We start from the raw sequence: 26024 nt of genomic DNA, 5'->3' as shown, positions 1-26024 counted from the left end.
TCACATTGCTAGAATGCGTGACCTTTTCACTCCGACTGAAGCCCGGACCGCTGTGGTCCGAGGCTGAGATGATGCATGGGAGAGCGACATGGATGGTCGCGGCGATACGAACAGTCCCAAGGAGGCCCCGACGATCGAGGCCGACGATGCGGTCGACCAGCGCCTCGGCGAGACGGTACGGCTGCTGCGTCAGCGCGCCGGCCTCTCGATCCAGGACGTCGCCAACAAGACCGGCCTGTCCACCGGCATGATCAGCCAGCTCGAACGTGCGCGCGCCATGCCGTCGATCCGCACGCTGCGCCTGCTCAGCATCGCGCTCGACGTTCCCATCTCCTATTTCTTCGAGAGCAGCGATCCCGCCGACGTGCAGCGCTACATCGTACGCAAGAACAACCGTCGACTGCTGCGGCTCACCGCCAGCGGCGTGGTCAAGGAAGCGCTCACGCCTGATGGCACGGGCCAGCTCGAACTCTACGAGCTCACGCTCAATCCCGGCGCCTCGTCCGGCACCGACTTCCTCCAGCACACCGGCGAGAAGGCGGGCTACGTCCTTTCGGGCAGCCTGCGGTTATGGCTCGACAACCAGGCCCACGTGCTGGAAGCCGGCGACAGTTTTCGCTTTCCGAGCATCGTGCCGCACATGTTCGACAATCCGACCCAGCAGGCGGCGCGTGTGATCTGGGTGACGACGCTGCGTCAAACCGATCCGCCGGCGGGATGACATGGAGCGTCCTGTCCTGAGAGAGCCCGCCGCCCGCCACCACCGTAAATTGCCCCTCGACGGAGACGCGCGGAATCTGTAGCTCACTTGAAGCCGGACGTATCCGACAGAGCGGCCGGGGTGGTCCGCGGTGGGCGTCTTTGGTGAGATCATGAAACTCAGGGGGCTTCTGACACTCGCGATGGCCGCCCAGGTCGCCGTGGCCCTTCTCGCCTCCTATACCGTGACCGGCAGCGCGAGGATCGGTACGGCGCAGCTAATCGCACTGCTCGCGAGTGCAGCCATTGCGGTGCTGCTCGCGCACCTCTGGACACGCACGATCGAGACGTCTCAGGACAAGCGCGCGGTCGCGCAATCCGCCGAGCAGGCGCAGGCACGCAGCGACGGCGCACAGATGACACAAGCCGTCATCAAGGCCGCGCTCGATGCCTTCATCCAGATCGACGACCGCGGGGCGGTGCTGGAGTGGAGCTTCCAGGCCGAGGCCCTCACCGGCTGGACGCGCGAGGAGGCTCTCGGCGCCGACGTAGTCCGCCTCATCGTCGCCGAGCCAATGCGCGCCGCCGTCAGGCAGCGCATGGCGCGGCTCGTTCCGGAACTGTCGGTTGCGCCGGCCGGCATACGCTTCGAACTCACCTTGATCCACAGGAACGGCGACCGCATTCTGGCCGAGGCGTCCAGCACGGTATTGCGGGTGGGCGAGCGCTCCATCGTCAACACCTTCGTCAGGGACGTCACGCAGAGGCGCGCTGCCGAGGAACAGCTGATCCAGTCGCAGAAGATGGAGGCGGTCGGGCAACTCACCGGCGGCATCGCGCATGAATTCAACAACATGCTCACCGTGATCACGGGCACGATCGAGATCCTCGCCGACGCCGTCAAGGACAATCCGCCGCTTGCGACCATCACCAAGCTGATCAGCGAAGCCGCGGACCGCGGCGCCGCGCTGACATCGAGCCTGCTCTCCTTTGCGCGCAAGCAGGCGCTGCAGCCGGCCGAGATCGACGTGAACGAGCTCATCGAGGAGCTGACAAAGCTGCTGCTGGCGACCTTCGACAAGAAGATCGCGATCGTGACCAGGCTTGGCGGCAACGTCTGGCTCGCCTACGCCGACCGCGGCCAACTGAGCTCGGCGCTGCTCAATCTCGCGATCAACGCCCGCGATGCGATGCTGGACGGCGGCAAGCTGACGCTGACGACGCGCAACGTCGTGTTCGGCGTGCGTGAGGCCGTCGCGGTCGGCGCCGGCTATGCCGGCGACTATGTCGAGATCGAGATCGCCGACACCGGCAGCGGCATCCCGCAGGCCATCCTCGAGCGCATCTTCGATCCGTTCTTCTCGACCAAGGAGGTCGGCAAGGGCACGGGGCTGGGGCTCAGCATGGTGTTCGGCTTCGTCAAGCAGTCCGGCGGCGGCATCAAGGTCGTGTCCGAAGAAGGACGCGGAACGGTTTTCACAATCTACCTGCCGAAAGCGGAAGTGAGCACGCTTCGTCCGACCGGCTACGACGATCGCAAGATCGTGGGGGGTAAGGAAACCATCCTTTGTGTCGAGGACGACCGCGATGTCCGCCACTACGTCACGGTCCAGCTCGAGAGTCTCGGCTACAAGGTCATTCCCGCCGCCAACGCAACAGAGGCGCTGGCCATCGCGGCCGAAGGCCCGGCGTTCGACCTGCTCTTCACCGACATCGTCATGGCCGGTGACATGAACGGGCGGGAGCTTGCCGAGCAGATGGTCGCCGCGCGGCCGTCCCTGCGGGTGCTGTTCACCTCCGGATACGCCTACGACTCGCTGCATACACAGGGACGCGCCACGATGGGCGCGCCGCTGCTGAGAAAGCCCTACCGCAAGGCCGAGCTGGCGCGCATGCTGCGCCGCTGCCTCGACACCGCGGTCGATTCAGTTGGCGATGCGATCCCGACGCCCTACTCGGTGCAGGCCGACGTCGAGGGTTTTCTGCGCAGGCGGGCCGCCGAAGACAGCGGCACGACGCGGCCGCGGAAGACGTAGATGCTTTCCGCCCGCGGGCCGAGCTGGGTCGTGGCTTATGCACATTTTTCTTGCAACCTGTGCGCGTATCCTGAATATTGTCCGGACGCAGGCAGCCCGCTGTTTCGGGCACTAACGTTTTGAAGACCTAAGCTTTATTCAACCTCATTCGAGTATCGGCCCATGACGAGCGCCGCTGACCAAAATCTCCAGACAAATACGCAAGAATTCAAACAGCAAACGCCAAACACCTACAGATGGCCCTGGGAGCAAGCGGCGTGGTCGCGGTAGCGACGACAGCAGCACTGTCCGTGGTGCCTGAAGTCGCGGGTTACGCTTTGGCGAGCTTGATGTTCTTCATTTTGTTGATGTTCATTGTCGTCAACTTGGAGATCGGAACGGCTGCGGTAGCCGAGACCAATCCTCTTGCTCGAAATGCACAACTGCAAGTGAAGGTTCTGTCCTGGTTTGCGACCATTGCTCTCATCTTAGGGGCAACATCGATCATGTCGTCGATCCTGCTAGGATGGCCGCTAGCAATATCAATTTCTCAAGACACGACATCGAAGAAATTCCTCGACTCCATCAAGCGCTACGACCTCCCGAAAAGCAGCATCGAGCGAATGGCAGGCGGCATCTGGCAGGAAAAACTTCTGAGGGATAACTCCATTCTTTATACATACACAGAGACGAGTTTCACGCCGCAATTCCTGACATTGTGGGACGACAAACGGAACGTAACGGTGCGAGTCCCGACGCGGGGTGGCATGCTCGAATGGTCAATCAACGAGAAGTTCAAGGACTGCGACGGCCAGTATTGCTGGGGTGATGTCAACCAAGCGACGATGTTTAGATGATGATACATCGTCCTCGTCGCTCGCTTTCCGACAAATATTGATTGGGAGAGCCGGCGCTCTCGCTAGCTCATCCTTCGCCGCAGCGTCGCCGAGGGCGTCTCGCCGAATTTTTCGCGATAGGCACCGGCCATGCGCCCGAGATGGCTGAAGCCGAGATCGAAGGCGATCTCGGTGATGGAGGCATCGGGCGCAGCCCGCGCGAGGCGGGCGTTCAGACCGGCGAGGCGCATGTCGAGCAGCATCTGTGAGATCGACAGGCCAAAGTGACGGCGGAAGCCGAGCTGGAGTGCGCGGATGCCGATGCCGGAGGCGCAGGCGAGCTGCGCGAGGTCGAGCGGCTCATCGGCATTCTCCGCCAGATAATCCCGCGCGGCGCGAAGCGCACGCGGCAGACGCTCAGCGGAGCCAGAGAAGGTTCTGATCGCGTCCGACAGGCCATGCCGCTGGCCATTGAGGAGATGATCGAGCAAGGCCTCGCGCCAATCGGCCGTCGCCACCGGCGACAGCCGGCCGGAGGGTCCGATGCGTTCGGCGAGCGTCATCAACCCGGCAAGGCTGGTTCGTAGGGCCCGCCCGGAGGGCGCGTCCAGGTCGATCACCGGATCGAACTCGACCACCCCAGCCGCCCTACCCGACAGCGCCGCGGCGCGCTGCTCGACCATGCGTCGATCGAGCAGCAGGATCGCCTGCGCACAATCGCTCCACATCATCCGGGTCGGAATCGTCGGCGACAGCAGCGACGCCGTCCGCTCCGGCACGGCATCAAGCTCGCAGGCGCCGGCGCGAATGCGGGCGGCGCCGGAGAGCGGGACCTGCACCAGGAAGAAGCGATCGAGGCAGCCGGGGTCGATGCTGACCGATCCGCCATAGGCGACGTAGTTGATGGAAAAGCCTGCGAATGCCGCGCAATTGTGCCGGGCGGAGAAGCCGGCCGCCCGCGCCTGCGCCGGCTTGAGATCATGCGGGCAGAAGATGCGCCCGATCTGCTCGGCCGCTTCGTCGACGTCATCCGTGGTGACCCGGGCATAGTCCGCAAGCCGTTCGGCTGCGGACGCTCTTGCGCTCATTTCCAGCACGGCTGCGGACATCGTCGACCACGCTTCGCGTCACGGAATTGCTTGAAGCCTATAATAATCTCCCGGACGCGAAAAGGGCCGGGTCGCAAAATCGTCGTGCTGCATGGCAACAGTCACGTCCGGATTCGTTTAGCGGATAGACAGGCCGCCCATAGCTGGCCGAAGCTCCATCTCCGCCGGGATTCATGAGGAGCGAGCCATGACTGCACTCGAAAAGGGCATTACCACAAACGGCACGGGCTATGGCGGCAAGAGCTGGAACATCCTGGGCCAGGTCTATTTCCCCAAGGCCGTCACCGATTCCACCTTCGCGTTCGAGACCAACAGCGATCCCGGCCAGTTCGTGCCGGTGCACATCCATCCGACCCAGGACGAGTTTATCCTGGTGCAGGAGGGCACGCTCGATCTCAAGCTCGACGGCAAATGGGTCAAGGCCCATGCCGGCGATCTCGTGCGCATGCCGCGCGGCATCCCGCATGGCTATTTCAACAAGTCCGACAAGCCGTGCCGGGCGCTGTTCTGGGTCTCGCCGATGCAGAAGCTGGAGGCGTTGTTCAACCAGCTCCACAATCTGACCGACCCCGCCGAAGTCGTGCGCATCTCGGCACTGCACGAGGTCGACTTCCTGCCGCCCGAGGCCAACGACTAGGCGCAGCTTCCTCGTCCACTTTCATCTGCTTGCAGCTCCGCCGGCCGCGCCTTGCGGCCGAACGTGGCCGCCTGCGCGCGAAACACACTGATTGCGAGCAAATCCCATGGTCAGCCCCAAGCATGTCTGCGTGATCGGCGCCGGCGTCTCCGGCCTTGCCGCCGCAAAGGCGTTCTCCACCCGCGGCCACCGCGTCACTGTCGTTGAGCGCAGCGCCGATCTCGGCGGCGTCTGGGAGCCGGCGCGCTCCTATCCGGAGGTGCAGACGCAGAGCCCGAAGGAGCTCTATCGCTACACCGACCGCGCCATGCCGGACGCCTATCCGGAATGGCCGACCGGGCCGCAGGTCCATGCCTATCTCGCCGACTACGCCAAGAGTTTTGCCCTCGACCGCATGCTGCGCCTCAACACGGAGGTTGCCGGCATGGCGCGGCGCGCCGACGGCAAGCCCGGCTGGACGCTCGCGCTCAGCGGAAAAGACGGCGGGACAACGAACGAGGATTTCGACTTCGTCGCGGTCTGCACCGGCCAGTTCAACGAGCCGCGCGAGCTGCATTGCCCCGGCGAGGACGGCTTTCTGGCACAGGGCAGCCAGATCCTGCATTCGTCGAAATACAATGATGCCGCCCTGGCAAAGGGGCGCCGCGTCGTCGTGCTCGGCGGCTCGAAATCCGCGACCGACATCGCCGTGAACGCGGTCAAGGCGGGCGCGCGCGAGGTCACCATCGTGATGCGCGAGCCGGTCTGGCGCATTCCCTATTTCATCGGCGGTCTCGTGAACTTCAAGCGCATCCTCTACATCCGTGCGCAAGAGGAGATGTTTCCCGGCTGGGGCATCAGCACGATGGCGCGGCTAGCGCATCGCCTCGCCGCGCCGCTGGTCTGGGCGAACTGGCGCGGGCTGGAGAGCCTGTTGAAGGCGCAGCTCAAGCTTGGCCGGTGCAAGATGGTGCCGAAGGAGCGGATCGAGGACGGCGTCAACTGCTCGGTACCGATCGCAACGCCGGGCTTCTATCCGATGGTCGCCGACGGCCGCATCAAGGCCGTGTTCGGCACGTTCGACCGCTATGAGGGCGACAGCATCGTGACGAGCGGCGGCGAGCGCATCGGTGCCGATGTCGCTGTGCTCGCGATCGGCTACAAGCTCGGGGTGCCGTTCCTGCCTGCGGCTTACACGCAGAAGCTGGTCGATGCCGACGGGCAGTACCGGCTCTATCGACTGATCGCCAATCCGGATCTGCCCGAGCTCGGCTTCGTCGGCTTCAACTCATCGTTCTGCACCGTGCTCTGCGCCGATCTCGCCGCGAACTGGCTGATGCGCTATGCCGATGGCCAGCTCGCCAACCAGCCGACGGCGCGGCAGATGCACGACAACATCGAGATGATGCTGCACTTCAAGCGCGTCGAACGGCCGGCCGCGGGCGTCTATGGCGGCCTGTGCGTCGCGCCGTATCACTACCGCCATTTCGACGAGCTGATGGCCGACATCGGGGCGAAGAACCAGAAGCGCGGCGGGCTTCCCGGGCGCTTCTCGCCGCCGGATGCGGATGCTTATGCGAAATTCCTGGCCACGGCGCCGGACTACCGGGCGGCGTGAGACGTGTCGGACTTCGGTAGGACCGTCTCTAGATCGGAATAGATCACATCCGCCGTGCGTTGATAGTGCTGCTGGAGCAGCGCCACGGCTTCATCCGTTTTGCGGTCGAGCACGGCCTTCAGGATCTGTGCGTGCTCGGTCCCGATCTTGCGGACCGGATAGGCCTTTGCGATCGACATCATACGGTAGCGATAGAGCCGGTCGGCCAGCTGCTCGCAGAAACCGAGCAGCGGGCGCGAGCCGCACAGGCCGATCAACGTTGCATGGAAGGCGCGGTGCGCCTTCTCCCACTCGGGATTGTCCGCGAACTTGTCCGGATCGAGCGAACGCGGCGTGCGGTCGAGGCGGTGATGCGTCACCAGAAGCTGCTCTTCCCAGCCCTGCGTCGCGTTCTGCATGGATTCGCGCAAGGCAAGACCCTCGACCCAGCAGCGCGTCTTGGTCAGCTCCTGAAGCTCGTCCCCGCTGATCGGCTTCACGTAGAAGCCACGCTGCTCCATGCCGACCACGAACTCCTCCGTCGTGAGACGGTTGAGCGCCTCACGCAGCGGGGTCTGTCCGACATTGTAGTGCTCCATCAGGAAACGCGACTGCAGCTTGCGTCCGGGCGTAAGCCGGGTGGTCAGGATGTCGGCCTTGAGGCGGGCGTAGATGCTCGTCGCCAGCGTCGCCGGCGCCTCGGTCTTCGGGTTCGACAGGTCAGAGTTCATGGCGTCCCACTGATTCATCGATGTTTTTTGTACATCAGGCCACGATCCGACGATAATTTATAAATTTTATCTTTACTGACAGATTTGTATAGATTAGCCATTCGTCAAGAACAACGGCTGGTGGCAATCCCAGGAATTCGGGCGCGCCCTCTGCCTTTTGACGAGGAAACCCGATGCCCGATTTTCCGGTGGTCGCGTTGCGCAGCGTCGAGGTCACGACGCCGCGTCTCGGCGCCTCGGCTGAATTCTACGCAAAGGTCTGGGGCCTCGACATCGCTGCCGAAGCCGAGGGCACGGTCTTTCTCGCCGCGACGGGAGCGGATTTCCACGTTGTCGAGCTCACGCAAGGCGAACGGTCGGCGCTGGGCAAGGTCACTTTTCGTGTCCGCTCGCGCGACGATCTCGACCGCCTGTTCGCCTGCGCAAGCGATTCTGGCTGCGAGATCATCACGCCGCCCGGTCCGTCGCCCGCGCCGTCGGGCGGCGCGCACTTCGTGATCCGCGAGCCGCAGGGCTGCTGCATGGAGTTCGTCCATGGCGATCGCACCAAGACGGCGCGCATCGTGGCCGACCGTCCCGAGCGGCTCGCCCACGTCAACATCAACAGCGCCGACATCGAAAAGCTCTCCGCGTTCTACCAGCAGGCGCTCGGCTTTCGCCTGACCGACCGCTCGAAGCTGATGGCATTCCTGTGCTGCAACAGCGATCACCACGCCGTTGTGCTCGCGGAAGCCCCGGTCAACGGTCTCAACCACATCGCCTTCCTGATGCCGAACCTGGAATCGGTGATGCGCGGCTCCGGCCGCATGGTCGATCACGGCTTTCCGATCGGCTGGGGCGTTGGCCGGCACGGGCCCGGCGACAACGTATTCGCCTATTTCGTCGATCCGGCCGGGATCGTCATCGAGTACACCGCCGAAGTCCTGGAGGTTGACGACAGCTATCGTCCGAAGGGGCCGGCGGAATGGGTCTGGCCGCCCGGGCGCACCGACCAATGGGGAATCGCGCCGCCCAAGAGCGAGGCCTGCAAGACGGCGCAACTCGCCGTGCCGTTCGACGCGGATCGTCGCGCGTGACGACGCCTTCAGCAACCACGGATTACGACGTGCTCGTCGTCGGCTTCGGACCGACCGGGGCCGTGGCAACCGGCCTGCTCGGCCGTAGCAGGCATCGCACGCTCGTCGTCGACCGTCTCACCGGCGTGTACGACAAGCCGCGCGCGATCGCGCTCGACCACGAGATCTTCCGTCACTTCGACAACATGGGATTGGCCGAGGCGATCGCCCCCCATGTCGAGCCCTTCACCGCCTCCGAGCATTTTGGCGTCGACGGCCAATTGATCCGGCGCATCCACATGGTCGCAAAACCCTACCCGCTCGGCTACACGCCAAGCATGGTGTTCAGCCAGCCGCCCGTCGAGGCGGAGCTGCGGCGTCACGCTCTGAGTTTCTCCTGTGTCCAGGCCGAGCTGGGCGTCGAGCTCGTCGGACTAGCGCAACGGCCGGACCTCGTCGAAGCGACGCTGAAAGACGCTGGAGGACAATTGCGGACGGTGACGGCGCGTTACGTCCTCGGCTGCGACGGCGCCTCGAGCACGGTACGGCAGATCGCCGGCATCGCGCTCGAAGACCTGATCTTCGACGAGCCCTGGCTCGTGGTCGACGCGCGGGTCGATCAGGCCGCGCTTGCAGAACTGCCGCAGAACTCCGCGCAGTTCTGCAATCCGGCGCGCCCCGTCAGCTTCCTCATCGGCCCCAAGAACCATCGCCGCTGGGAGATCATGCTGCTGCCGGACGAAGATCCCAGGCAGATGGAGCGGCCGGAGAATGTGTGGAAGCTGCTTGCGCCATGGCTCACGCCGGAGGATGGCGAATTGTGGCGCGCAGCATCGTATCGTTTCCACGCGCTGGTAGCTGCCGATTGGCGCAACGGTCGAATCATCATCGCCGGCGATGCCGCGCATCAACAGCCGCCGTTCATCGGCCAGGGCATGTGCCAGGGCCTGCGCGATGCGACCAATCTCGTCTGGAAGCTCGATTCCGTGCTGAGGGGTACCTCGCCCGACGCGCTGCTTGACAGCTACACGACCGAGCGCAAGGCGCACGTGATCGAGCTGACCGGCAAGATCAAGGCGATCGGCCAGTCGATCTGCGAACGTGATCCGGCGGCCGCGCGACGCCGCGATGCGCAGATCCTCGTTGAGGGTGGCGGCAAGCCGCTCGAAATCACGCGGCAGGAAATCATCCCGCCGCTGCGCACGGGCTTCCTGACGGAACAGGATGGAGCGGCGCGCGGCAGCCTGTTTCCGCAGCCACGAGTCCTGCGCGACGGCGAGTCTTGCCTGCTCGACAAGATCACCGGACTAGGCCTGCGCTTATTCATCGACGGCCGCCGCAGCGATGCAGCCTCGCTCCTCGCGCTCTGCGCCGCGTATCCAGAGCTGGCTGCAACGGCAATCGCGCCCGACGGCTCCGGCGCATCCGGCGCGCTCGAAGAGAGCGACGGCGTTCTGGCCGGCTGGTTCGATCGTCAAGGCGTCGCCGCCGCGATCGTGCGGCCCGATCATTACGTGTTCGGGACCGCGCACGACGCGGCCGAGCTCGACGGTCTCTTGCGCGAGGTTAGCTCGCGTCTGCACGGCCATCACGATCCGGATTTGAAAATGGAGAAGACAGCATGAAACTCGCGACCATTGCGATCGACGGCCGGACGACCTGGGGCATCGTCGAAGGCGACAATTTCCTCGATGTCGGCGCCGTGCTCGCCTCGCGCTATGCCGACCTCAGGGCCGCCATCGCCGGCGCGCTCGCAGGCGTCGCCGATGCCAAGTCCAAGGCGACCGCCACGCCGCTTGCGGGGCTTGCCTGGCTGCCGGTCGTTCCGAATCCGGACAAGATCCTGTGCATCGGCCTGAATTACGAGACACACCGAAAAGAAACCGGCCGCGCCGAGGTCGAGCACCCCACCATCTTCTCGCGCTATTCCAACAGCCAGACCGGGCATCTGAAGCCCATCATCCGCCCGCGCGTCTCGACCGACCTCGATTTCGAGGGCGAGCTCGCGGTCATCATCGGCAAGGGCGGCCGCTACATCTCACGCAGCGAGGCGATGAGCTTTGTCGCCGGCTACTCCTGCTACAACGATGGCAGCATCCGCGATTTCCAGCGTCACACCCACCAGTTCACGCCTGGCAAGAATTTTCCGGATACCGGCGCATTCGGCCCATGGATGATGACACCGGACGAGCTCGGCGAACTGGGCGAGCTCAAGCTCACCACCCGCCTCAACGGGCAGGTCGTGCAGCAAGCGCAGATCAAGCACATGATCTTCGATATCGCGCGCCAGATCGAATATTGCTCGACCTTCACCCGGCTCGAGCCCGGTGACGTCATCGTCAGCGGCACGCCCGGCGGCGTCGGCGCCAAACGCACCCCGCCGCTCTGGATGAAGCCCGGCGACATCGTCGAGGTCGAGGTCGAGAAACTCGCCATCCTGCGCAATCCGGTCGCCGACGAGGCGCAGTGAGCGATCCATTCGACACATCCTTGCACCCCGGCGGCGGCGAGGCCGGCCTCGTGTCGCCGCCGGTCGGGCGCGCCTGATGTGAGACGACACAAGCAAAAGCCAAAGAGGGGAAACATATGAGCAACACCGCAGAGGTCGTCACCGGGGCGACAGGCCGCACCGAAGCGGCGCCGATCACGCCCGCGTTCCGCAAGCTCGTGGTCGCGTCCTCGCTCGGATCGGTGATCGAACACTATGATTTCTTCATCTACGCCTTCACCGCACCCATCGTGTTCGATCGCTTCTTCTTCCCGAAGATGGATTCGACCGCGAGCATGCTGGCGGTCTACGCGACGTTTGCAGTCGGCTTCGTCGCCCGCCCGCTCGGCGGCATGGTGTTCGGCCATTACGGCGATCAACTCGGCCGCAAGGCGATGCTGACGATCACCTTCGTGCTGATGGGCGTCGCAAGTTTCCTGATCGGGTGCCTGCCGAGCTATGATTCGATCGGGCTGCTGGCGCCGATCGCGCTGGTCGCCTTGCGCTTCGTGCAAGGCTTTGCCTTCGGCGGCGAATACATGAACGCGGTGTCGCTGACGCTGGAGAATGCACCCTCGGCAAGACGCGGCTTCTTCGCATCCTTCGTCAACGCCTCCGGTCCGATCGGCGTGATCCTGGCCTCCGGCTTCATCGCGCTGCTCGGCTTCATCTCGACCCCACAGGATTTTGCACAATGGGTCTGGCGCGTGCCCTTCGTGCTCAGCCTCGTCCTGGTGGTGCTCGGCAGCTACATCCGCCTTCAGGTCGACGAGTCGACCCTGTTCAGGGCGGTGCAGGCCGCGGCGGCGCGGCCGAAGGCACCGCTGCTCGATGTCGCTAGGTCGTGGAAGAAATCCGTGCTGTTCGGTTGCCTCGCCAACATGGCGCACAGCACGTTCCAGTACATGAGCACGGTCTTCGTACTCGGCTATGCCGTCAGGACGCTGGGCATGGCGCAGTCCAGCGTCACCTTCGGCACCATGGTCGCCAACGTGCTGGAGATGTGCATGGTGCCGCTGATCGCGAGCTATTCAGACAGGTTCGGCCGCCGCCCGTTCATCGCACTCGGCATCCTGCTCGCGGCGGCCTGGTATCCGATCTACTTCCAGCTCGTCGCGACCAAGGATCCGATGCTGCTCATCATGGGCCTCGTCGTCTCCATCGGGATCATCCACGCGCTGATGTTCGCGCCGGAAGCGGCCTTCACGGCAGAGCTGTTTCCGACCGAGGTCCGCGTCAGTGGCTCCTCCCTCGGCAAGCAGCTCGGCATCATCCTGGGCGGCGGCATCGCGCCCCTGGTCGGCACCGCCCTGATGGCGTCGAGCGGCAGCTTCACCCCCGTGATCCTCTATTTCGAGGTGATCGCGGCCTGCGCCTTCATCGGCATCCTGCTCGCCCCGGAAAGCGCGAAACGCGCGCTGTAGACGGAGAACGGCAGCCAGAGGCTCGGGAAAGATTGCATCTCGCCAGCCTCCGCGTCTGATGTTTACGATCTCCCTGGCCACGATTCGACAAGCGCCGGGGAACCCGCCATGGGACCGAGATATCTTGTTGCCGCAACCTTGACCGCTCTTGCCCTGCTCGTGACGGCGCCCGCCGTCGGTCAGCAGGGCACGCTCACGGCGAGGCAAGCTGAGGCACTCGCCGGCTATGACCGCGCGCTCGCCGATTTCAAATCCATCCTGGCCGAGCGACGGCGCCAGATCGACGCGAAAGTGCCGCTGCCGAACCTGCCGGGCCAGGCGCTCTATCTCGCGCGCGTTGCTGTCATCAGTGCTTACAAGGATCTCACCGATACCATGCCGTCGAGGATCGGCAGGCCCAACAAGTTCGAGATTCCCCCGGCCTATTTCGATGCCGCCATCGAGCCGCTGATCGACGAATACGGAAAGCTGTTCGACATCATGGAGGCGCCGCCTGCGGGGGCGCAGAACTCGGCGACGCCGTTCAAGGACGTCGTCGATCTCGCCACGGCGATCGCGCGCGCCAAGGGACTTGCGCCAGCTCATGCCGAAACTGCCGGCCGCATCAGCCTCGGGCTGTTCTATGCGGAGACCAACGGCAAGCAGAATGTTCGCAACGGACGTTCGAACACCTATATGGGCAGCTTCCAGACCGGCCCCTCCGAAGACCGCAACGGCCGCAGGAAATGGGAGGCCATCAAGGGCGAGATCGCGGCAATCGATCCCGAACTGAACGCGCGCGACGACAAGGAGGAGGCGCGGGCCCGCGGCACCGACCACCGCTTCAATCACTGGACCAACGTGCGCGACGGCCTGATGAACGCGCATGCGGATGTGTTCCGCGAGATCCCGGGAATCGTGAAGACGCTGCCCGACCCGATCGACCAGATGAAGCTGTTCGAGCTGATCCAGATCGTTCCGACCCCGACCAGGTCCGCGCTCAAATCCGGCGATCTCCTGAACTACAGAGTGTCCAGCCCCACGATCATGAAGCACCTGCGCAACAACAGCATTTTCGCCTTCGGCCAGGCTGACCGATCGCGCAGCTCGGCCAACTTCCGCGAGATTCTCGCTGCGATGTGGCTGTTCAACCGGAAGTTCGAGCGCGCGATGGCGAAGTACGCGGAGATCAGGGCGCGCTGAGGGATCGACGCATCATGGCCCGCGCTTGCTGTTTGCCACGATGAATTCAGCTATCCTGTCGACCGCCTGCGTCTCGATGCCGTAATAGCCATGTGCTGCATAAGCCTCGCACGGGTCGGATCTCGGTGGGTCGCCGCTGCTGAGGAGGACGATCGCCACCTTCGCCGACCGTGTCAGGCGCTTTGCGAGCGTCGGCGCGTCAGCGGCGGGCGTGAACTCGCAGGCATCCTCGCTGTGCGATACAATAAGCGTCGGCACCCTGATCTCGGGCAACGCCATGCTGACGACGCCGTCCGGATAGTCTCTGGCGACTTCGGGGAATAGTTTTGCCAGGGACGAGCCTTGGGCAATGCGCGTGACCGTCGACGTCAACACGAGGCCATCGAGCTGGCCGCGATGCCGTCGCGGCCGGCAGCGATGGCGCCGCGCGCCGCCGACCAACTGCCCGCGCTGGTGCCGACGAGCCACACCGGCACGTCGACCTGGCGCTTCAAGTAGTCGGCGATGGCGCCGATGTCGATCGCGTGGTCCTTGCTGAGGCGGAACGATGCGCTCATGCCCCGCGGTCGATCAGACGGCGCATCGATCACGGCCACGATGAAATCATGCGCGACGAACTTCACGCGGCTGCGCACGAGGAAATTTCCCGCCACGAAAGCGTATGGCCCCACCTGGGGAGGCGGCACCCTGTTCAATTGCAGATTTCCACTGCCGCCGGCGAACAGGATGACGGATGCGATTGCGTGGTCCGGCTTGATCAGGATGAAGGATTGCTGGCTCCCTCGCGGTGTCGCGATGGAGACGATCGAAGCCTCTTCGCCAAAGGCGCGATTCCCGTTTCCAAACGAGAGAATTCCGAGCAGGACAATGAGATGAAGCGCGCGTTTCATGGCTGGGCCCCAGCAATCCCTCGTCCCGTCCGGTCGGGGGGAAGACCACATAGCGTAACATAGCCGTCCGCTCTGTGTCTTGATCAACGGATTGCGCCTGCGCTGGCCTAATTGTCCGGCTTGTAGCCGTCCGTCAGCGTCTTCAGGAATGCGATGATGTCAGCCTCGTCCTGCTCGGTCATCGCCGGCTTTTCGCCGGGATGGCGATCGAAGGGGGGATCGCTGACATCGACATTGGCATGATACTTTTGCGGCAGGTCGTCGTATTTCCGCACCCTGCCGTCGGCTGCGCGCGGAAACACCTTTTCCGGATTTGTGTCGCGGAAATTGTAGAAATCGAGCACCTGCTCGAGGGTATTGAAGACGCCGTTGTGGAAGAAGGCGTGGCGCGTCGCCGTGTTGCGCAGCGTCGGCGTCAGGAACATGCCGCAATATTGCGTCTGCTCGGGAATGTCAGTGCGATGCGGGCCGCAGACGCCGAGATCGAAATAGTCAAGGTTGCTGTTTTGACCGAGCGTGGCGTTGCGCGGCGCGCCGAGGGCCTCGTATTGGTGATCGGTGAACAGCGGCGCCAGGCCGTCGCGGGTCGGCGCCGAGATATGGCATCCCGCGCAATTGGCCTTATCGGGGTCGTTGAACACCTGCAGGCCGCGCAATTCGGTCTCGGACAGCCGTGCCTTGCCCTCGAGCCAGTAATCGTACTTGCTGGTGTAGGGATGGAAGCTCGGCTCCTCCACCTGATAACGCGCCACCGCGAACATCGCCTCCGCGATCAGCAGCCGCTGATTCTTCAGCACGCCGGCGCCGAACAGCTCGACGAAGCGCTGCATGTAGGGCGCGCGGCGAAGCTTGTCTGCGACGATCTCGGCGCTGCCGCCATCCATCTCGTTGGGATCGAGCAGCGGAAACAGCGCCTGGTCCTGCAACGTGTCGGCGCGACCGTCCCAGAACAAGCCGCCTTGCGGCACGATGTTCGCCGACGCGCCGGTGCCGCCCGCGGTCTTCGTCGTGCGCGCCGCCTGCTGGCCGATGGCCGCCATTTGCGCGAGGTCGATGATATTGTCGTCGTCGCCCTTGTCGGGGCCGATGCTGAAAACCGGGAGGCGGTCGAGATAGGTTAGCGACGGCACGGCGCGCGCGCCTTGCCGCGACAGCGTGGTGCCGCCGAGCATGACGGGTCCGTCGTTGGGCGGACCGTAGGCGTGGTCCGGGCTGTGACAGGAGGCGCAGGACCGCGCGCCGGACGACGACAGCGAAGCGTCGTAGAAGATTTCCTTGCCGAGCAGCGCCATTGACGACAGCGGAGCCGTGGGCGGACGCCTGAGCTGAACCGGGTTCGGGTTTGCGCCCGCCGGATTCGCTTCGGCAAGTCTGTGGGGAAGTCCTTGGGCAAATCCTTGGGCAAGTCCTTGCGTCTCGGCCGCAAAGACGGCGCCGGCCAGACAAAGCAGGCCGGCGCCGAGGAGCCACAGAGTGCGGCTGTTCATGTCACCAATGGTCCTAGTGGTGGTGGTGCTCGTCCGACGGGCTCGTCATCACGGTGCCGGAGGTCGGATCGAGGAACAGCGCATCCGCCCGGAGGTCATGGCTGTGATCATGCGCGAAGTCGAACAGGTCCATGATCGAGCCGGAGGTGGCGTCGAACGAGCCGCCGCCGAGGCGCTGGCCGTGCAGCCAGTTGTCTTCGATGAAGCGAACCACCGAAGCCTGGGTCGTGTAGGTGTGGCTGACATAGTTGGTCTTGGCGTAGGGCGAGACGACGATCAAGGGAACGCGGGTGCCCGGACCGCAGCGGCCGTTCACCGGCTTGCCGGCGAGGCCCTTCGGAGCGGGCTGCTTGTTGGCACCGAGGCCGCACAGGCCGGGGCCGTTGACCTGATCGGCGGTCGCATCGTACGAGGCGTTCTTCGGCGCAACGTACTGGTGATCGTACCAGCCATCGGAGTCGTCATAAGTGATGATGACGGCTGTCTCGCGCCATTCGGGCTGCTTTTGGAGGAAGTTGATCAGCTCGACATTGCCGGCCTGCTCGTCGAGCGGATCGGAGTTGCCGGCGTGACCGTCCTGGAAGGCCGGCATCTTGACGTAGGAGACGGCCGGGAAGTTGCCGGCCTTGATCGCAGCATAGAGGTCTTCGAGGTCGTAATTGTGGTTGGCCGGATCGACCTTGCCGTTGAGGTCATTGGTATGGCCGATCGCATGGACGGAGCTCGGCCGCGCATGGGTCGGGTTCGCCGTCGACGCGTGATACTGGAAGAAGGCGTGGTGGGGGGTGTAGTCGACGATAGTGCCGTTGACGTTGCTGGAGAACGTGCTGCGCGTACAACCGGTGGTGCCGTTGGCATTCTTGAGCGTCAGGTCGAAGCCGCCCATGAAGCTGCCCCAGCTGATGCGTTCGGCATTGAGCAAATCACCGATGTTCTTGCCTTGCATCAGCATCGTGCTGGTCGTGCTCGAGCAGACATCGTGGCCCGGATCGGTGTCGCCGGTCAGCGTCAGGCCGCCCTGGCCGTCGGCGATCGACGACGTCGTGCCGATAACCGGCTGCACGCCGTTGGTCTGTCCGGCGACCACCTCGAGCATGCCGGGCGTCGACGGGCCGAACGTGTCGGTCCAGTTGTTGTCGCTCATGGCGAAGTGCTGGGCGTAGTTCCATAACGCGGTGACGGTGTTGCCGTCGAAATAGCCCATGACCTGACCGTTGGTGCCGAACGCACCGACGCCGCCTGTGGTGCCGCGGCCGGTGAATTTGGGAAACAGATCATCCTTGCCGTTGTCCACGGCCTGCTGCTCGGGCGTGTAGGAGTGGTTCTGCGACTTCGTATTGGCTTGGGTGCGATCGAGGCGGAACGGGTCGGTCGCGCCGGTGCCGTTGGCCGAATTGTTGTTCGGATTGTGCACCAGCAGATTGGCGTTGGCGAGGTTGTTGACCTTCGGTGTATGTGGCTTTGGCACGAACCGGATCGAGCCGGACGGATTGGCCGCGTTCGGATAAGTCGCGAAGTAATGGTCGAACGAGCGATTCTCGTTGAAGATGACCACGAGATGCTTGATCGGCGTTTCCGTGTGGATGTCATGCGGATGACGATGATGATCGCCTTGATCATGCCCGTGATCGCGGTCCCGGCCGAAATCGTCCGCAAGGACCGGCATGGCGCACGCGAACGCCGTCGCGGCCGCGGAAATCGCGACCGTCGTCAGAAATCTGGTCTTCATTGTTGTGTTGCCCCGAAGGATTGACGCCGACTTTCGGGACCTTAATGACGCCTGATGACAGAGCCGTGTCAGTTTGACGCACGAGACAATTTGCGCAGTTGTTCAGACCAAATTCTTCACGGCCACGCCGCGGCGGAGATTCACCTACGGAGCCGCAAGAGGCGGTCGTTGTCGGCATAGAGCCAGAGCTGCTTGACCTTGCCGGCCGCACCGCGGCCGGCATTTGCATAATATGGCGTGGTCACCGGCCCGTAGGGGTACCAGCCGCCGCAAAAATTCACGACGCCCGCGACGTCGCCGGCAACGGCACGATGGCCTCCGGATCGACCGTCAACGATTGGGCCTGCGCATTCTGCATCAAAACCAGGAGCGATATCGAGACCGCAACCAAACCTCTGAACATCTGCTCGCGGCCCAATCGATGTGTCGACGCAACAAGGCGCCCTACTCGGTACGGATCGGCGTGTCCTTCAGGCCATTGCTGTCATAGGCCTTGCGCAAGGTGCCGTTCGTCACCGCCTCGTTCATGAATTTTGTGACGAAGGCAAGCGACTGCTGATGGCCGAGCGGGACGGCGACGGCGGTCACCGTCTTCTTGAACGTCTCGTCCAGCACCCTTGTGCCCGGAATCTTCTGCGCCATCTTGTTGAGCTGGTCGCGCGACAGCGCGAAGGCGTCGATCTCGCCGCTCTTGAGAAGGCCGAAGATCTCGTCATAGGTCTGATAGCCCGCGACCTTCGCATGCTTCAGATGCGAGACCGCGCCGCGCATGGTGGTGGTGGCATTGACGGCTGCGACCTTGACGCCGGGTTGGTCCAGCGCGGCGAAGTTCGTGATGTTGGAGCCAGGCTTGACGATATAGGTGGCGTCCGCGACCTCGTAGATCGGACCGAACAGCATCTTGGTCTCGCGCTCGGGATCCTTGGGGAGCCAGGTGACGTCCCAGGTGCCTTTCGACGCGGCATCGGTGATCTGCCCGGAATTCTGGTGCACGACATACTCGACGGGAACGCCGAGCTGCGCCGCCATCTCCTTGCCGAGGTCGACGGGAACGCCGGCATAGCCGGCGTCGGTCTTGGTCGACCAGAACGCGCCGCCTGCCGGGCTGATCGCGATCGCGACCCGTAGCTTGCCGGTCGGCGCGATCTCGTCCTTCAGGCCATCAGCTAGCGCGGGCATGGCGACCGCCGCTGCGAGAACGAGGCCGGCGAGAACCGACCGAAACGGCGTTGGCATGTCATTTTCTCCTCACCTTTTCTTCTTGCGACGCCTCACTTCAGTCGCGCGGCCTTTGACACAATTCTGGTCGATCGTGCGCTCAGTGAAAAGCCGTTTGTCATGACAAATCTGTCAACGCCGCCGTTTGCAGTGCAAGGCCCGCGACTGCCATGGCTATGGTGTTCCACGGCGGGGAATTTGTTGGTAGCCTGCTGCCCCGACGGACAGCAACCGGGGGCCACCGAATGACGCGCGCGAATCCCGCATCTCCCGCACGATGCCATGGAGTGTGGAGGCCGGTCGGGCGGGCCCTGGCAGCGGCAACCGCCGTGATCGCGCTCACCGGCTGCGAGGACAAGAACACGTTCGTGGCTCCGCCGCCGCCCAAGGTGGACGTGGCAACACCGATCCAGCGCGCAGTGACGCGCTATGTCGAAGCGACCGGCAACACCGCGCCGGTCAAGAGCGTCGATCTCGTCGCGCGCGTGCAGGGTTTTCTGCAATCGATCGACTATCAGGACGGCAGCTTCGTCAAGCAGGGCACCCAGCTGTTCTTGATCGAGCCTGAGACCTACAAGCTCAAGCTCGAGCAGGCGCAGGCCGCCGAGGTCGGTGCGCAGGCCACGCTCAAGCAGGCCGAAGCCGATTTCAAGCGGCAGGTCGATCTGGTGCAGCGCCAGGCGGTCTCGCAGGCCACTCTCGACACCTCGACATCGACCCGCGACAACGCCCAGGCAAGTCTCCAGCAGGCCCAGGTCAATACGAGGCTCGCCGAGGTCAATTACGGGTACACCAAGGTCAGCGCGCCGTTCGACGGCATCGTCAGCGCGCACCTGGTTTCGGTCGGCGAGCTCGTCGGCGTGTCCTCCCCGACCCAGCTCGCAACCATCGTCGCGTTGGATCCGATCTGGGTGAACTTCACGGTCAATGAGCAGGACGTCCTGCGCATCCGCGCCGAAGCGGCCCGCCGCGGGCTGACCGTCGCCGACCTCAAACAGCTGCCGGTCCAGGTGGGCCTGCAGACCGAGACCGGCTATCCGCATGAAGGCCACCTCGATTACGTCTCGCCGACCCTCAACACATCGACGGGCACGCTCGCGGTGCGCGGCGTCTTGCCCAACGACAAGCGGGCGCTGCTGCCCGGCTATTTCGTCCGGGTCCGGGTGCCCTTCGACCAGGACAAGAGCGCCCTCCTCGTTCCCGATACCGCGCTCGGCAGCGACCAGGGCGGCCGCTACCTCCTCGTCGTGAACGCCGACAATACGGTCGAGCAGCGCAAGGTGCAGATCGGCCCCGTCGACAACGGCCTGCGCGTGATCGAAAGCGGCCTGAAGCCTGATGACCGCGTGGTGATCGCAGGTCTGCTGCGGGTGATCCCGGGCCAAAAGATCGACCCGCAGGCAACCAAGATCGAGCAGCCGCAGGCGTCGGCCAAGTGAGGGGCTGCCAGCCATGATCTCAAAATTCTTCATCGAGCGGCCGGTCCTCTCGAACGTCATCGCGCTCTTGATGATCCTGATCGGCGGCGTCGCACTGTTCAATCTGGCGGTCGCGCAATACCCCGATGTGGTACCGCCGACCGTGCAGGTCACCACGCGCTATCCCGGCGCCAGCGCCAAGACCGTGATCGACACCGTGGCGCTGCCGATCGAGCAGCAGGTCAACGGCGTCGAGGACATGCTCTACATGCAGTCCTACAGCGCCTCGGACGGCACCTACACGCTGACCGTGACCTTCAAGATCGGCACCGACCTCAACTTCGCGCAGGTGCTGGTGCAGAACCGCGTCTCCAGCGCGCTGTCGCAACTGCCGGCCTCGGTGCAGAACCAGGGCGTCACCGTCCAGAAGAAGTCGACCTCGATCCTGCTGTTCGTGACGCTGACCTCGCCGGACGCGAAATATGACAGCCTGTTTTTGAGCAACTACGCCACCATCAACATCCGCGACGAGCTCTCGCGCCTGCCCGGCGTCGGCAACGTCACCGTGTTCGGCGCCGGCCAGTATTCGATGCGGGTCTGGCTCGATCCAAACAAGCTGCAAGCCCGGGGCCTGATGCCGCAGGACGTCATCAACGCGATCCAGCAGCAGAGCCAGCAGGTCTCGGCCGGCCAGGTCGGCGCCCCCCCGACGCCGCCGGGACAGGCGTTCCAATACACGCTCAACGTCAACGGAAGGCTCGACGACACCACCCAGTTCGAGAACATCATCGTCAAGACCGGAACCAGCGGGGACGTCACGCGCGTGCGCGACGTCGGCTGGGTCGAATTGGGTGCGCAGACCTACAGCCAGATCTTCTCGCTGAACAAGCAGCCCGCCACCGGCATCGGCGTATTCCAGTCGCCCGGCGCCAACGCGCTCCAGGTCGAGCAGGCCGTCGAAAAGAAGATGGTGGAGCTCGCCAAGCGCTTCCCGGAAGGCATCAAGTACGACACGCCGTTCGACACCACCAAGTTCGTGGAGGCCTCGGTGCACGAGGTCTACATGACGCTGATCGAGGCCGGCCTTCTGGTGCTGGTCGTGATCCTGGTGTTCCTCCAGGATTGGCGCGCGATGCTGGTGCCGGCCACGACAGTGCCCGTGACCATCATCGGCGCCTTCGCGGCGATGGCGGCGCTCGGCTTCACCATCAACATGTCGACGCTGTTTGCGATCGTGCTCGCGATCGGCATCGTCGTCGACGACGCCATCGTCGTGGTGGAAGGCGCCGCCCACAACATCGAGCAGGGCATGAACGGCCACGACGCCGCGATCAGGGCGATGGACCAGTTGTTCGCGCCGATCGTCGGCATCACGCTGGTGCTGATCTCGGTGTTCTTGCCGGCCTCCTTCCTTGCGGGGCTCACGGGGCGCATCTATTCGCAATTCGCGCTGGTGATCGCCGCGACCGCGCTGCTGTCCGCCATCAACGCCGCGACGCTGAAGCCGACGCAATGCGCGCTCTGGCTGCGGCCGACGGTGCCGCCGGAGCAGCGCAATTTCTTCTACCGCGGCTTCAACGCGGTCTATAACCGGATCGAGCGCGGTTACACGCGGCTGATCACCTTCCTCGTGAGACACGCGACGGCCTCGGTCGCGTTCGCGCTGGTGCTGATCGGGATCGGCAGCTACGGCCTGTCGCGGGTGCCGACCGGCTTCCTGCCGATCGAGGACCAGGGCTATCTGATCGGGGCCATTCAGCTGCCCGACGGCGCCTCGCTGGAGCGGACCCAGACGGTGCTCGACAGGGCGAGCGAGATCATCAAGGAGACGCCCGGCGTCCAGCAGGTCATCACCATTGCCGGCATCTCCGCACTCGACAGCAGCGCCAGCCTCGCCAATGCCGGCGTCGCCTACATCATCCTGAAGGACTGGGACGCGCGCAAAGGGCCCGGCGAGGATTTGCGCTCGCTGGTCTTTGGGCTGAACGACAAGCTCGCGACCATCATGGAAGCCCGCACCATCGTGCTACCGCCGCCGCCGATCCAGGGCATCGGCAACGCCGCCGGCTTCTCGATGCAGGTCGAGCTCCGAGACGGCAACAGCGATTTCGCCAAGCTGCAAGCGATCACCGGAGCGATGGTCTCCAACGCCCAGAGCCAGAGCGCGCTCCAGCGCGTGCAGTCCTCGTTCCGCTCGTCGGTGCCGCAATTCAACGTCGAGATCGACCGCATCAAGACCCAAACCCTGCACGTCACCACCGACCAGGTGTTCGCGGCGCTGTCGACCTATCTCGGCTCGTCCTACGTCAACCAGTTCAACAAGTTCGGTCGCGTATTCCAGGTCTACACCCAGGCCGATCCCGCCTTCCGCGTCACCGAGCGCGACATCGCCAACATGCAGGTGCGCAACTCGAACGGCGACATGATCCCGATTGGCACCGTCGCCAAGATCACGCCGGCCACCGGTCCGTCGCTGATCAGCCTCTACAACCTCTATCCGTCCTCGACCATTATCGGCCTGCCGGCGCAGGGCTATTCATCGGGCCAGTCGCTGAAGCTGATGGAAGAGATCGCCGACAAGACGCTGCCGCCCGGCACCGGCTATGAATGGACCGCGATGTCCTATCAGGAGAAGGCGGTCTCCAACCAGATCTACTGGGTGTTCGGCCTTGCCATGCTCTTGGTCTATCTCGTGCTCGCCGGCCAGTATGAGAGCTGGTACGCGCCGATCTCGGTGATCCTCGCGGTGCCGCTGTCGCTGCTCGGGCCAATGCTGATCCTCTCCGGCCTCAAGATCGACAACAACCTCTATTGCCAGATCGGCCTGATCCTTCTGATCGCGCTGTCGGCCAAGAACGCCATCCTGATCGTCGAGGTCGGCCTCGAGCTGCACGTCCGTGACGGCAAGCCGATCCTGCAATCCGCCATTGAGGCAGCGCGCGCCCGCTTCCGTCCGATTCTGATGACGTCGTTCGCCTTCATCCTCGGCGTGGTGCCCCTGGTGCTCGCCACCGGCGCCGGCGCCAGCGCACGCAAGTCGATCGGCATCACGGTGTTCTCGGGCATGCTGGCCTCGACCTGCCTCGCGGTGCTGTTCGTGCCGGCCTTCTTCGTGGTGGTGCAGCGTTTCGAGAACTGGCGCGCGTCGAAGAAGACGCAGAAGGCCAAGGCGGTGGCAGAGGTGAAGCCTTAGGTGTTCTCCGTGGGCGCCTGGCGGGCCTCGCCGCTCGAGACCAGGAGCACCGAGACCTTCGACTGCCTCAGCACGGCGGCGGCGACGCCGCCGAAGGAGAGATGATTGGCCTCGATCCGGTCGACGCCCATGACCACGAGGTCGATGTCGGTGGTGTCGATCTCGCGCAGGATCGCCGCCTCCGGCGCACGGTTCACGCGCAAGGTCGTGGTGATGTCGACATCGTAGCGGGCGGCGAGATCGCTGGTGTCTTTGAGGATGCCCGTCTCCTGGCCCAGTCCGCGAGAGGTGCCGCGCTGCGCACCCTTGTCGCGCGTCGTCGCCACATAGATCACCCGGAGCGAGCCTGATCCGGCCTGCGCCAGCGCCACCGCGACCTCGGCGCCGCGCTTGGAAACAGCGCTGCCGGATACGGGAACGAGGATGTTGAGCGCGTCCGGCATCGGCTGCTTCAGGTGCTTGCCCTTGGCGGCCACGATCGCGAGCGGCCCTTCGAACTTCGCGGCGATGTCCTCGATCCTGCGATCGAAACGGTCCTTGGCGGCAGCGACCTTGTCGATGCCGACGACGAGGAGATCGAAGCCCTTGCGCGCCTCGTCGGCAATGGTCTCGCCGAGCTCCGCGCGCCTGGTCCGGGTGACGACATCGACGCTGCCGGCATCCCCGTCCCCGGTGGCGGAGACGGTTTCGGCCGCCTTCTTCACCACCGCTTCATGGCTCCCCTCCTCGTCGCGGTCCTTGTCCTGCTCCCGGGCGCGCTCGCCGATGTGCAGCACCGTGATCGGCAGGCCGCGCATGCCGGCGATCAGGCCGGCGACGTGCGCGGCGAAGGTGGCGTTGACGCTTTCGTCCACCGCCAGCAACGGACGTTCGAGATTGGCGACAAAGCCGCGCTTCTCGAATTCCTCACGCTCCAGGCGCTCCTTCTCCTCCTCGTTCATCGGCAGCTTTGCCAGCGCCGCGCGCAGCATCGGCGGCATCGCCATCGTGGTCACGATCGCCATCGTCACGATCATCGTGAACAGGTTCTGGCTGAGCACGCCGATCGACAGGCCGATGGTCGCGATGATGACCTCGGTCGAGCCGCGCGCGTTCATGCCGCTGGCGAGCGCCAGCGACTCCCTCGCATTCAGCCCACCCACGGTGCCGCCGACGAACGCGCCGCCGAACTTGCCGACGCTGGCGATCACGACGAGCAGACCGGTGAGCATCAGGAGATTGGGATCGCGAAGCACCGAGAGATCGGCGGTGAGTCCTGCGAGACCGAAGAATACCGGCATGAAGAAGCTCGAGATCAACCCGCGCAGGCGCTCGTCGATCTGCCGCGTCAGGATCGGAGATTCGCCGACGAGGATGCCGGCGACGAAGGCCCCGAGCACGGTGTGAACGCCGATCAGATGCGTGATCATGGCCATCACGCTCATCAACAGCAGGATCACCGTGATGACGGCCGCCGCGCTGACCAGATTGTCGTTGGCCCAACGGATCAGCTGGAACACCAGGCGGCGGCCGATGGTGAAGCTGACCGCGAGGAAAGCCAACGTCCCCAGCACGGCCTTCGCCACGGAGCCGATATCCAGCGTACCCTGCGAAGCCAGGCTGAAGATGACGGCAATGATGATCCAGCCAATGGTGTCGTCGATGACGGCGGTCGCGACGATGATCTGCCCGACATTGCGACGCATGAAATTCATCTCGCGCACGACGACCGCGACGATCTTCACCGAGGAGATCGACAACGCAGTGCCCATGAACAGCGAGGCCGTGAGGCGCGCTTTCGGGTCGGGCAGCAGCGCATCCGGCAGGAACTCGCCGAGCGCAAAGCCGCAGGCGAAAGGCACGAGGATGCCCGCGATCGAGATCGCGATCGCGGCCCTGCCGACCTTCCGGACCAGCTTGAGGTCGGTCTCCATGCCGGTCAGCAGCAACAAGAGCAGAATGCCGAATTGGGCGATGCCGTCGATCATCGCCTTCTGTTCAGGCGTCTTGGGGAAGATCGCGTGCTGCGCCTCAGGCCAGATCCAGCCGAACAGCGACGGCCCCAGGATGATGCCGGCGAGCAGTTCGCCGATCACCGACGGCTGGCCGATGCGCATCATGATCTCGCCGAGGCCGCGGCCGACCGCGATCAGCAAGACGATCTGCGCCACCAGGAGGAATTCGGACGGGCCGGCCGATTTGCCCGCGTCGGCACTGGCCGCAATGGTGGTGAGGACAAGCGCCGCGGGGACAAGGCCGACCGGTCGGAGCAGGCTCCATTGCATGCAGGTGTCTTTTCCCCTTCATCTGCCCCGGCGAGGTGCCGGGGACGACAGGGGTAGAACCCGCGGGAGGCGG

Annotated in this window: 21 protein-coding genes; 12 read left to right on the top strand and 9 right to left on the bottom strand. The window is 64.3% G+C overall.

All coding sequences use genetic code 11. The features are described 5' to 3' along the window. The first annotated feature begins 88 nt into the window (after positions 1-88). From NLM27_RS01215 to NLM27_RS01205, 3 genes are all read left to right on the top strand, one after another. Positions 89-721 carry a cupin domain-containing protein gene (locus NLM27_RS01215; protein WP_254141597.1) on the top strand — a complete coding sequence of 211 codons (633 nt, stop codon included), beginning with the start codon at positions 89-91 and terminating at the stop codon, positions 719-721. A gap of 151 nt (positions 722-872) precedes the next feature. Next, a complete protein-coding gene (locus tag NLM27_RS01210; RefSeq protein ID WP_254141596.1) occupies positions 873-2735 on the top strand; it encodes an ATP-binding protein in 1863 nt (620 codons plus the stop codon). Between the two features lie 236 nt (positions 2736-2971). Next, on the top strand, positions 2972-3571 hold the full coding sequence (locus tag NLM27_RS01205; protein WP_254141595.1) for a hypothetical protein: 600 nt from the start codon (positions 2972-2974) through the stop codon (positions 3569-3571). 62 nt (positions 3572-3633) lie between these two features. On the opposite strand, the gene NLM27_RS01200 is transcribed toward NLM27_RS01205, so the two are convergent. After that, on the bottom strand, positions 3634-4659 hold the full coding sequence (locus NLM27_RS01200; RefSeq protein ID WP_254141594.1) for an AraC family transcriptional regulator: 1026 nt from the start codon (positions 4657-4659) through the stop codon (positions 3634-3636). Positions 4660-4846: 187 nt separating this feature from the next. On the opposite strand from NLM27_RS01200, the gene NLM27_RS01195 reads away from it, so the two are divergent. Continuing rightward, positions 4847-5296, top strand: a complete 450-nt coding sequence (locus NLM27_RS01195; RefSeq protein WP_254141593.1) for a cupin domain-containing protein — start codon at positions 4847-4849, stop codon at positions 5294-5296. Between the two features lie 106 nt (positions 5297-5402). Beyond that, positions 5403-6893 (top strand): NAD(P)/FAD-dependent oxidoreductase, encoded by a 1491-nt coding sequence (locus tag NLM27_RS01190; RefSeq protein ID WP_254141592.1) that lies wholly within the window; start codon positions 5403-5405, stop codon positions 6891-6893. Here NLM27_RS01190 and NLM27_RS01185 read toward each other — a convergent pair. Further along, complete coding sequence (locus NLM27_RS01185; RefSeq protein WP_375142221.1) at positions 6878-7621, bottom strand: GntR family transcriptional regulator; 744 nt, start codon at positions 7619-7621, stop codon at positions 6878-6880. The two genes, NLM27_RS01190 and NLM27_RS01185, sit on opposite strands and share 16 nt — an antisense overlap. 155 nt (positions 7622-7776) lie before the next feature. On the opposite strand from NLM27_RS01185, the gene NLM27_RS01180 reads away from it, so the two are divergent. The 5 genes from NLM27_RS01180 (at position 7777) to NLM27_RS01160 (ending at position 13752) form a co-directional block, all read left to right on the top strand. Next, positions 7777-8679, top strand: a complete 903-nt coding sequence (locus tag NLM27_RS01180; RefSeq protein ID WP_254141591.1) for a VOC family protein — start codon at positions 7777-7779, stop codon at positions 8677-8679. Continuing rightward, positions 8676-10283 carry a bifunctional 3-(3-hydroxy-phenyl)propionate/3-hydroxycinnamic acid hydroxylase gene (locus tag NLM27_RS01175; protein WP_254141590.1) on the top strand — a complete coding sequence of 536 codons (1608 nt, stop codon included), beginning with the start codon at positions 8676-8678 and terminating at the stop codon, positions 10281-10283. Before NLM27_RS01180 ends, NLM27_RS01175 begins: the two co-directional genes overlap by 4 nt. Next, a complete protein-coding gene (locus NLM27_RS01170; protein WP_254141589.1) occupies positions 10280-11128 on the top strand; it encodes a fumarylacetoacetate hydrolase family protein in 849 nt (282 codons plus the stop codon). Before NLM27_RS01175 ends, NLM27_RS01170 begins: the two co-directional genes overlap by 4 nt. 116 nt (positions 11129-11244) lie before the next feature. Continuing rightward, positions 11245-12570 (top strand): MFS transporter, encoded by a 1326-nt coding sequence (locus NLM27_RS01165; RefSeq protein ID WP_254141588.1) that lies wholly within the window; start codon positions 11245-11247, stop codon positions 12568-12570. Positions 12571-12678: 108 nt separating this feature from the next. Continuing rightward, positions 12679-13752, top strand: a complete 1074-nt coding sequence (locus NLM27_RS01160) for a hypothetical protein (RefSeq protein WP_254141587.1) — start codon at positions 12679-12681, stop codon at positions 13750-13752. 12 nt (positions 13753-13764) lie between these two features. Here the strand turns inward: NLM27_RS01160 and NLM27_RS01155 are convergent, their stop codons facing one another. The 6 genes from NLM27_RS01155 to NLM27_RS01130 all read right to left on the bottom strand — a co-directional run bounded on the left by NLM27_RS01155 (position 13765) and on the right by NLM27_RS01130 (position 19094). After that, positions 13765-14127 (bottom strand): hypothetical protein, encoded by a 363-nt coding sequence (locus tag NLM27_RS01155; RefSeq protein WP_254141586.1) that lies wholly within the window; start codon positions 14125-14127, stop codon positions 13765-13767. Then, entirely contained in the window at positions 14121-14642 is a 522-nt protein-coding gene (locus NLM27_RS01150; RefSeq protein ID WP_254141585.1) for a hypothetical protein, read from the bottom strand. The genes NLM27_RS01155 and NLM27_RS01150 overlap by 7 nt, the downstream gene beginning before the upstream one ends. Before the next feature lie 107 nt (positions 14643-14749). Beyond that, on the bottom strand, positions 14750-16129 hold the full coding sequence (locus NLM27_RS01145) for a cytochrome-c peroxidase (protein ID WP_254141584.1): 1380 nt from the start codon (positions 16127-16129) through the stop codon (positions 14750-14752). Between the two features lie 13 nt (positions 16130-16142). Then, positions 16143-17858, bottom strand: coding sequence for an alkaline phosphatase family protein (locus NLM27_RS01140; RefSeq protein ID WP_254141583.1), 1716 nt, complete (start codon positions 17856-17858; stop codon positions 16143-16145). A 140-nt stretch (positions 17859-17998) separates the two neighbouring features. After that, positions 17999-18139 carry a hypothetical protein gene (locus tag NLM27_RS01135; protein ID WP_254141582.1) on the bottom strand — a complete coding sequence of 47 codons (141 nt, stop codon included), beginning with the start codon at positions 18137-18139 and terminating at the stop codon, positions 17999-18001. Between the two features lie 163 nt (positions 18140-18302). Then, positions 18303-19094 (bottom strand): ABC transporter substrate-binding protein, encoded by a 792-nt coding sequence (locus NLM27_RS01130; RefSeq protein WP_254141581.1) that lies wholly within the window; start codon positions 19092-19094, stop codon positions 18303-18305. Positions 19095-19321: 227 nt separating this feature from the next. Here NLM27_RS01130 and NLM27_RS01125 point away from each other — a divergent pair, with 227 nt between their 5' ends. Next, positions 19322-20515, top strand: coding sequence for an efflux RND transporter periplasmic adaptor subunit (locus NLM27_RS01125; RefSeq protein ID WP_254141580.1), 1194 nt, complete (start codon positions 19322-19324; stop codon positions 20513-20515). Positions 20516-20528: 13 nt separating this feature from the next. After that, complete coding sequence (locus NLM27_RS01120) at positions 20529-23687, top strand: efflux RND transporter permease subunit (RefSeq protein WP_254141579.1); 3159 nt, start codon at positions 20529-20531, stop codon at positions 23685-23687. Here NLM27_RS01120 and NLM27_RS01115 read toward each other — a convergent pair. After that, positions 23684-25951 (bottom strand): cation:proton antiporter, encoded by a 2268-nt coding sequence (locus tag NLM27_RS01115; protein WP_254141578.1) that lies wholly within the window; start codon positions 25949-25951, stop codon positions 23684-23686. The two genes, NLM27_RS01120 and NLM27_RS01115, sit on opposite strands and share 4 nt — an antisense overlap. Positions 25952-26024: the final 73 nt, after the last annotated feature.

It is taken from the genome of Bradyrhizobium sp. CCGB12 (assembly GCF_024199845.1).
GTDB lineage: Bacteria > Pseudomonadota > Alphaproteobacteria > Rhizobiales > Xanthobacteraceae > Bradyrhizobium.
This window is presented reverse-complemented; position numbering and strand designations above follow the sequence as displayed.

Bases quoted from the DNA above. Each gene is read 5' to 3' on its own strand.
- NLM27_RS01180 (WP_254141591.1), top strand. From the start codon at position 7,777: ATGCCCGATTTTCCGGTGGTCGCGTTGCGCAGCGTCGAGGTCACGACG.
- NLM27_RS01145 (WP_254141584.1), bottom strand. From the start codon at position 16,129: ATGAACAGCCGCACTCTGTGGCTCCTCGGCGCCGGCCTGCTTTGTCTG.
- NLM27_RS01160 (WP_254141587.1), top strand. From the start codon at position 12,679: ATGGGACCGAGATATCTTGTTGCCGCAACCTTGACCGCTCTTGCCCTG.
- NLM27_RS01120 (WP_254141579.1), top strand. From the start codon at position 20,529: ATGATCTCAAAATTCTTCATCGAGCGGCCGGTCCTCTCGAACGTCATC.
- NLM27_RS01185 (WP_375142221.1), bottom strand. From the start codon at position 7,621: ATGAATCAGTGGGACGCCATGAACTCTGACCTGTCGAACCCGAAGACC.
- NLM27_RS01115 (WP_254141578.1), bottom strand. From the start codon at position 25,951: ATGCAATGGAGCCTGCTCCGACCGGTCGGCCTTGTCCCCGCGGCGCTT.
- NLM27_RS01170 (WP_254141589.1), top strand. From the start codon at position 10,280: ATGAAACTCGCGACCATTGCGATCGACGGCCGGACGACCTGGGGCATC.
- NLM27_RS01200 (WP_254141594.1), bottom strand. From the start codon at position 4,659: ATGTCCGCAGCCGTGCTGGAAATGAGCGCAAGAGCGTCCGCAGCCGAA.
- NLM27_RS01205 (WP_254141595.1), top strand. From the start codon at position 2,972: ATGGCCCTGGGAGCAAGCGGCGTGGTCGCGGTAGCGACGACAGCAGCA.
- NLM27_RS01125 (WP_254141580.1), top strand. From the start codon at position 19,322: ATGACGCGCGCGAATCCCGCATCTCCCGCACGATGCCATGGAGTGTGG.
- NLM27_RS01150 (WP_254141585.1), bottom strand. From the start codon at position 14,642: ATGAAACGCGCGCTTCATCTCATTGTCCTGCTCGGAATTCTCTCGTTT.
- NLM27_RS01210 (WP_254141596.1), top strand. From the start codon at position 873: ATGAAACTCAGGGGGCTTCTGACACTCGCGATGGCCGCCCAGGTCGCC.
- NLM27_RS01190 (WP_254141592.1), top strand. From the start codon at position 5,403: ATGGTCAGCCCCAAGCATGTCTGCGTGATCGGCGCCGGCGTCTCCGGC.
- NLM27_RS01140 (WP_254141583.1), bottom strand. From the start codon at position 17,858: ATGAAGACCAGATTTCTGACGACGGTCGCGATTTCCGCGGCCGCGACG.
- NLM27_RS01215 (WP_254141597.1), top strand. From the start codon at position 89: ATGGATGGTCGCGGCGATACGAACAGTCCCAAGGAGGCCCCGACGATC.
- NLM27_RS01130 (WP_254141581.1), bottom strand. From the start codon at position 19,094: ATGCCAACGCCGTTTCGGTCGGTTCTCGCCGGCCTCGTTCTCGCAGCG.
- NLM27_RS01195 (WP_254141593.1), top strand. From the start codon at position 4,847: ATGACTGCACTCGAAAAGGGCATTACCACAAACGGCACGGGCTATGGC.
- NLM27_RS01165 (WP_254141588.1), top strand. From the start codon at position 11,245: ATGAGCAACACCGCAGAGGTCGTCACCGGGGCGACAGGCCGCACCGAA.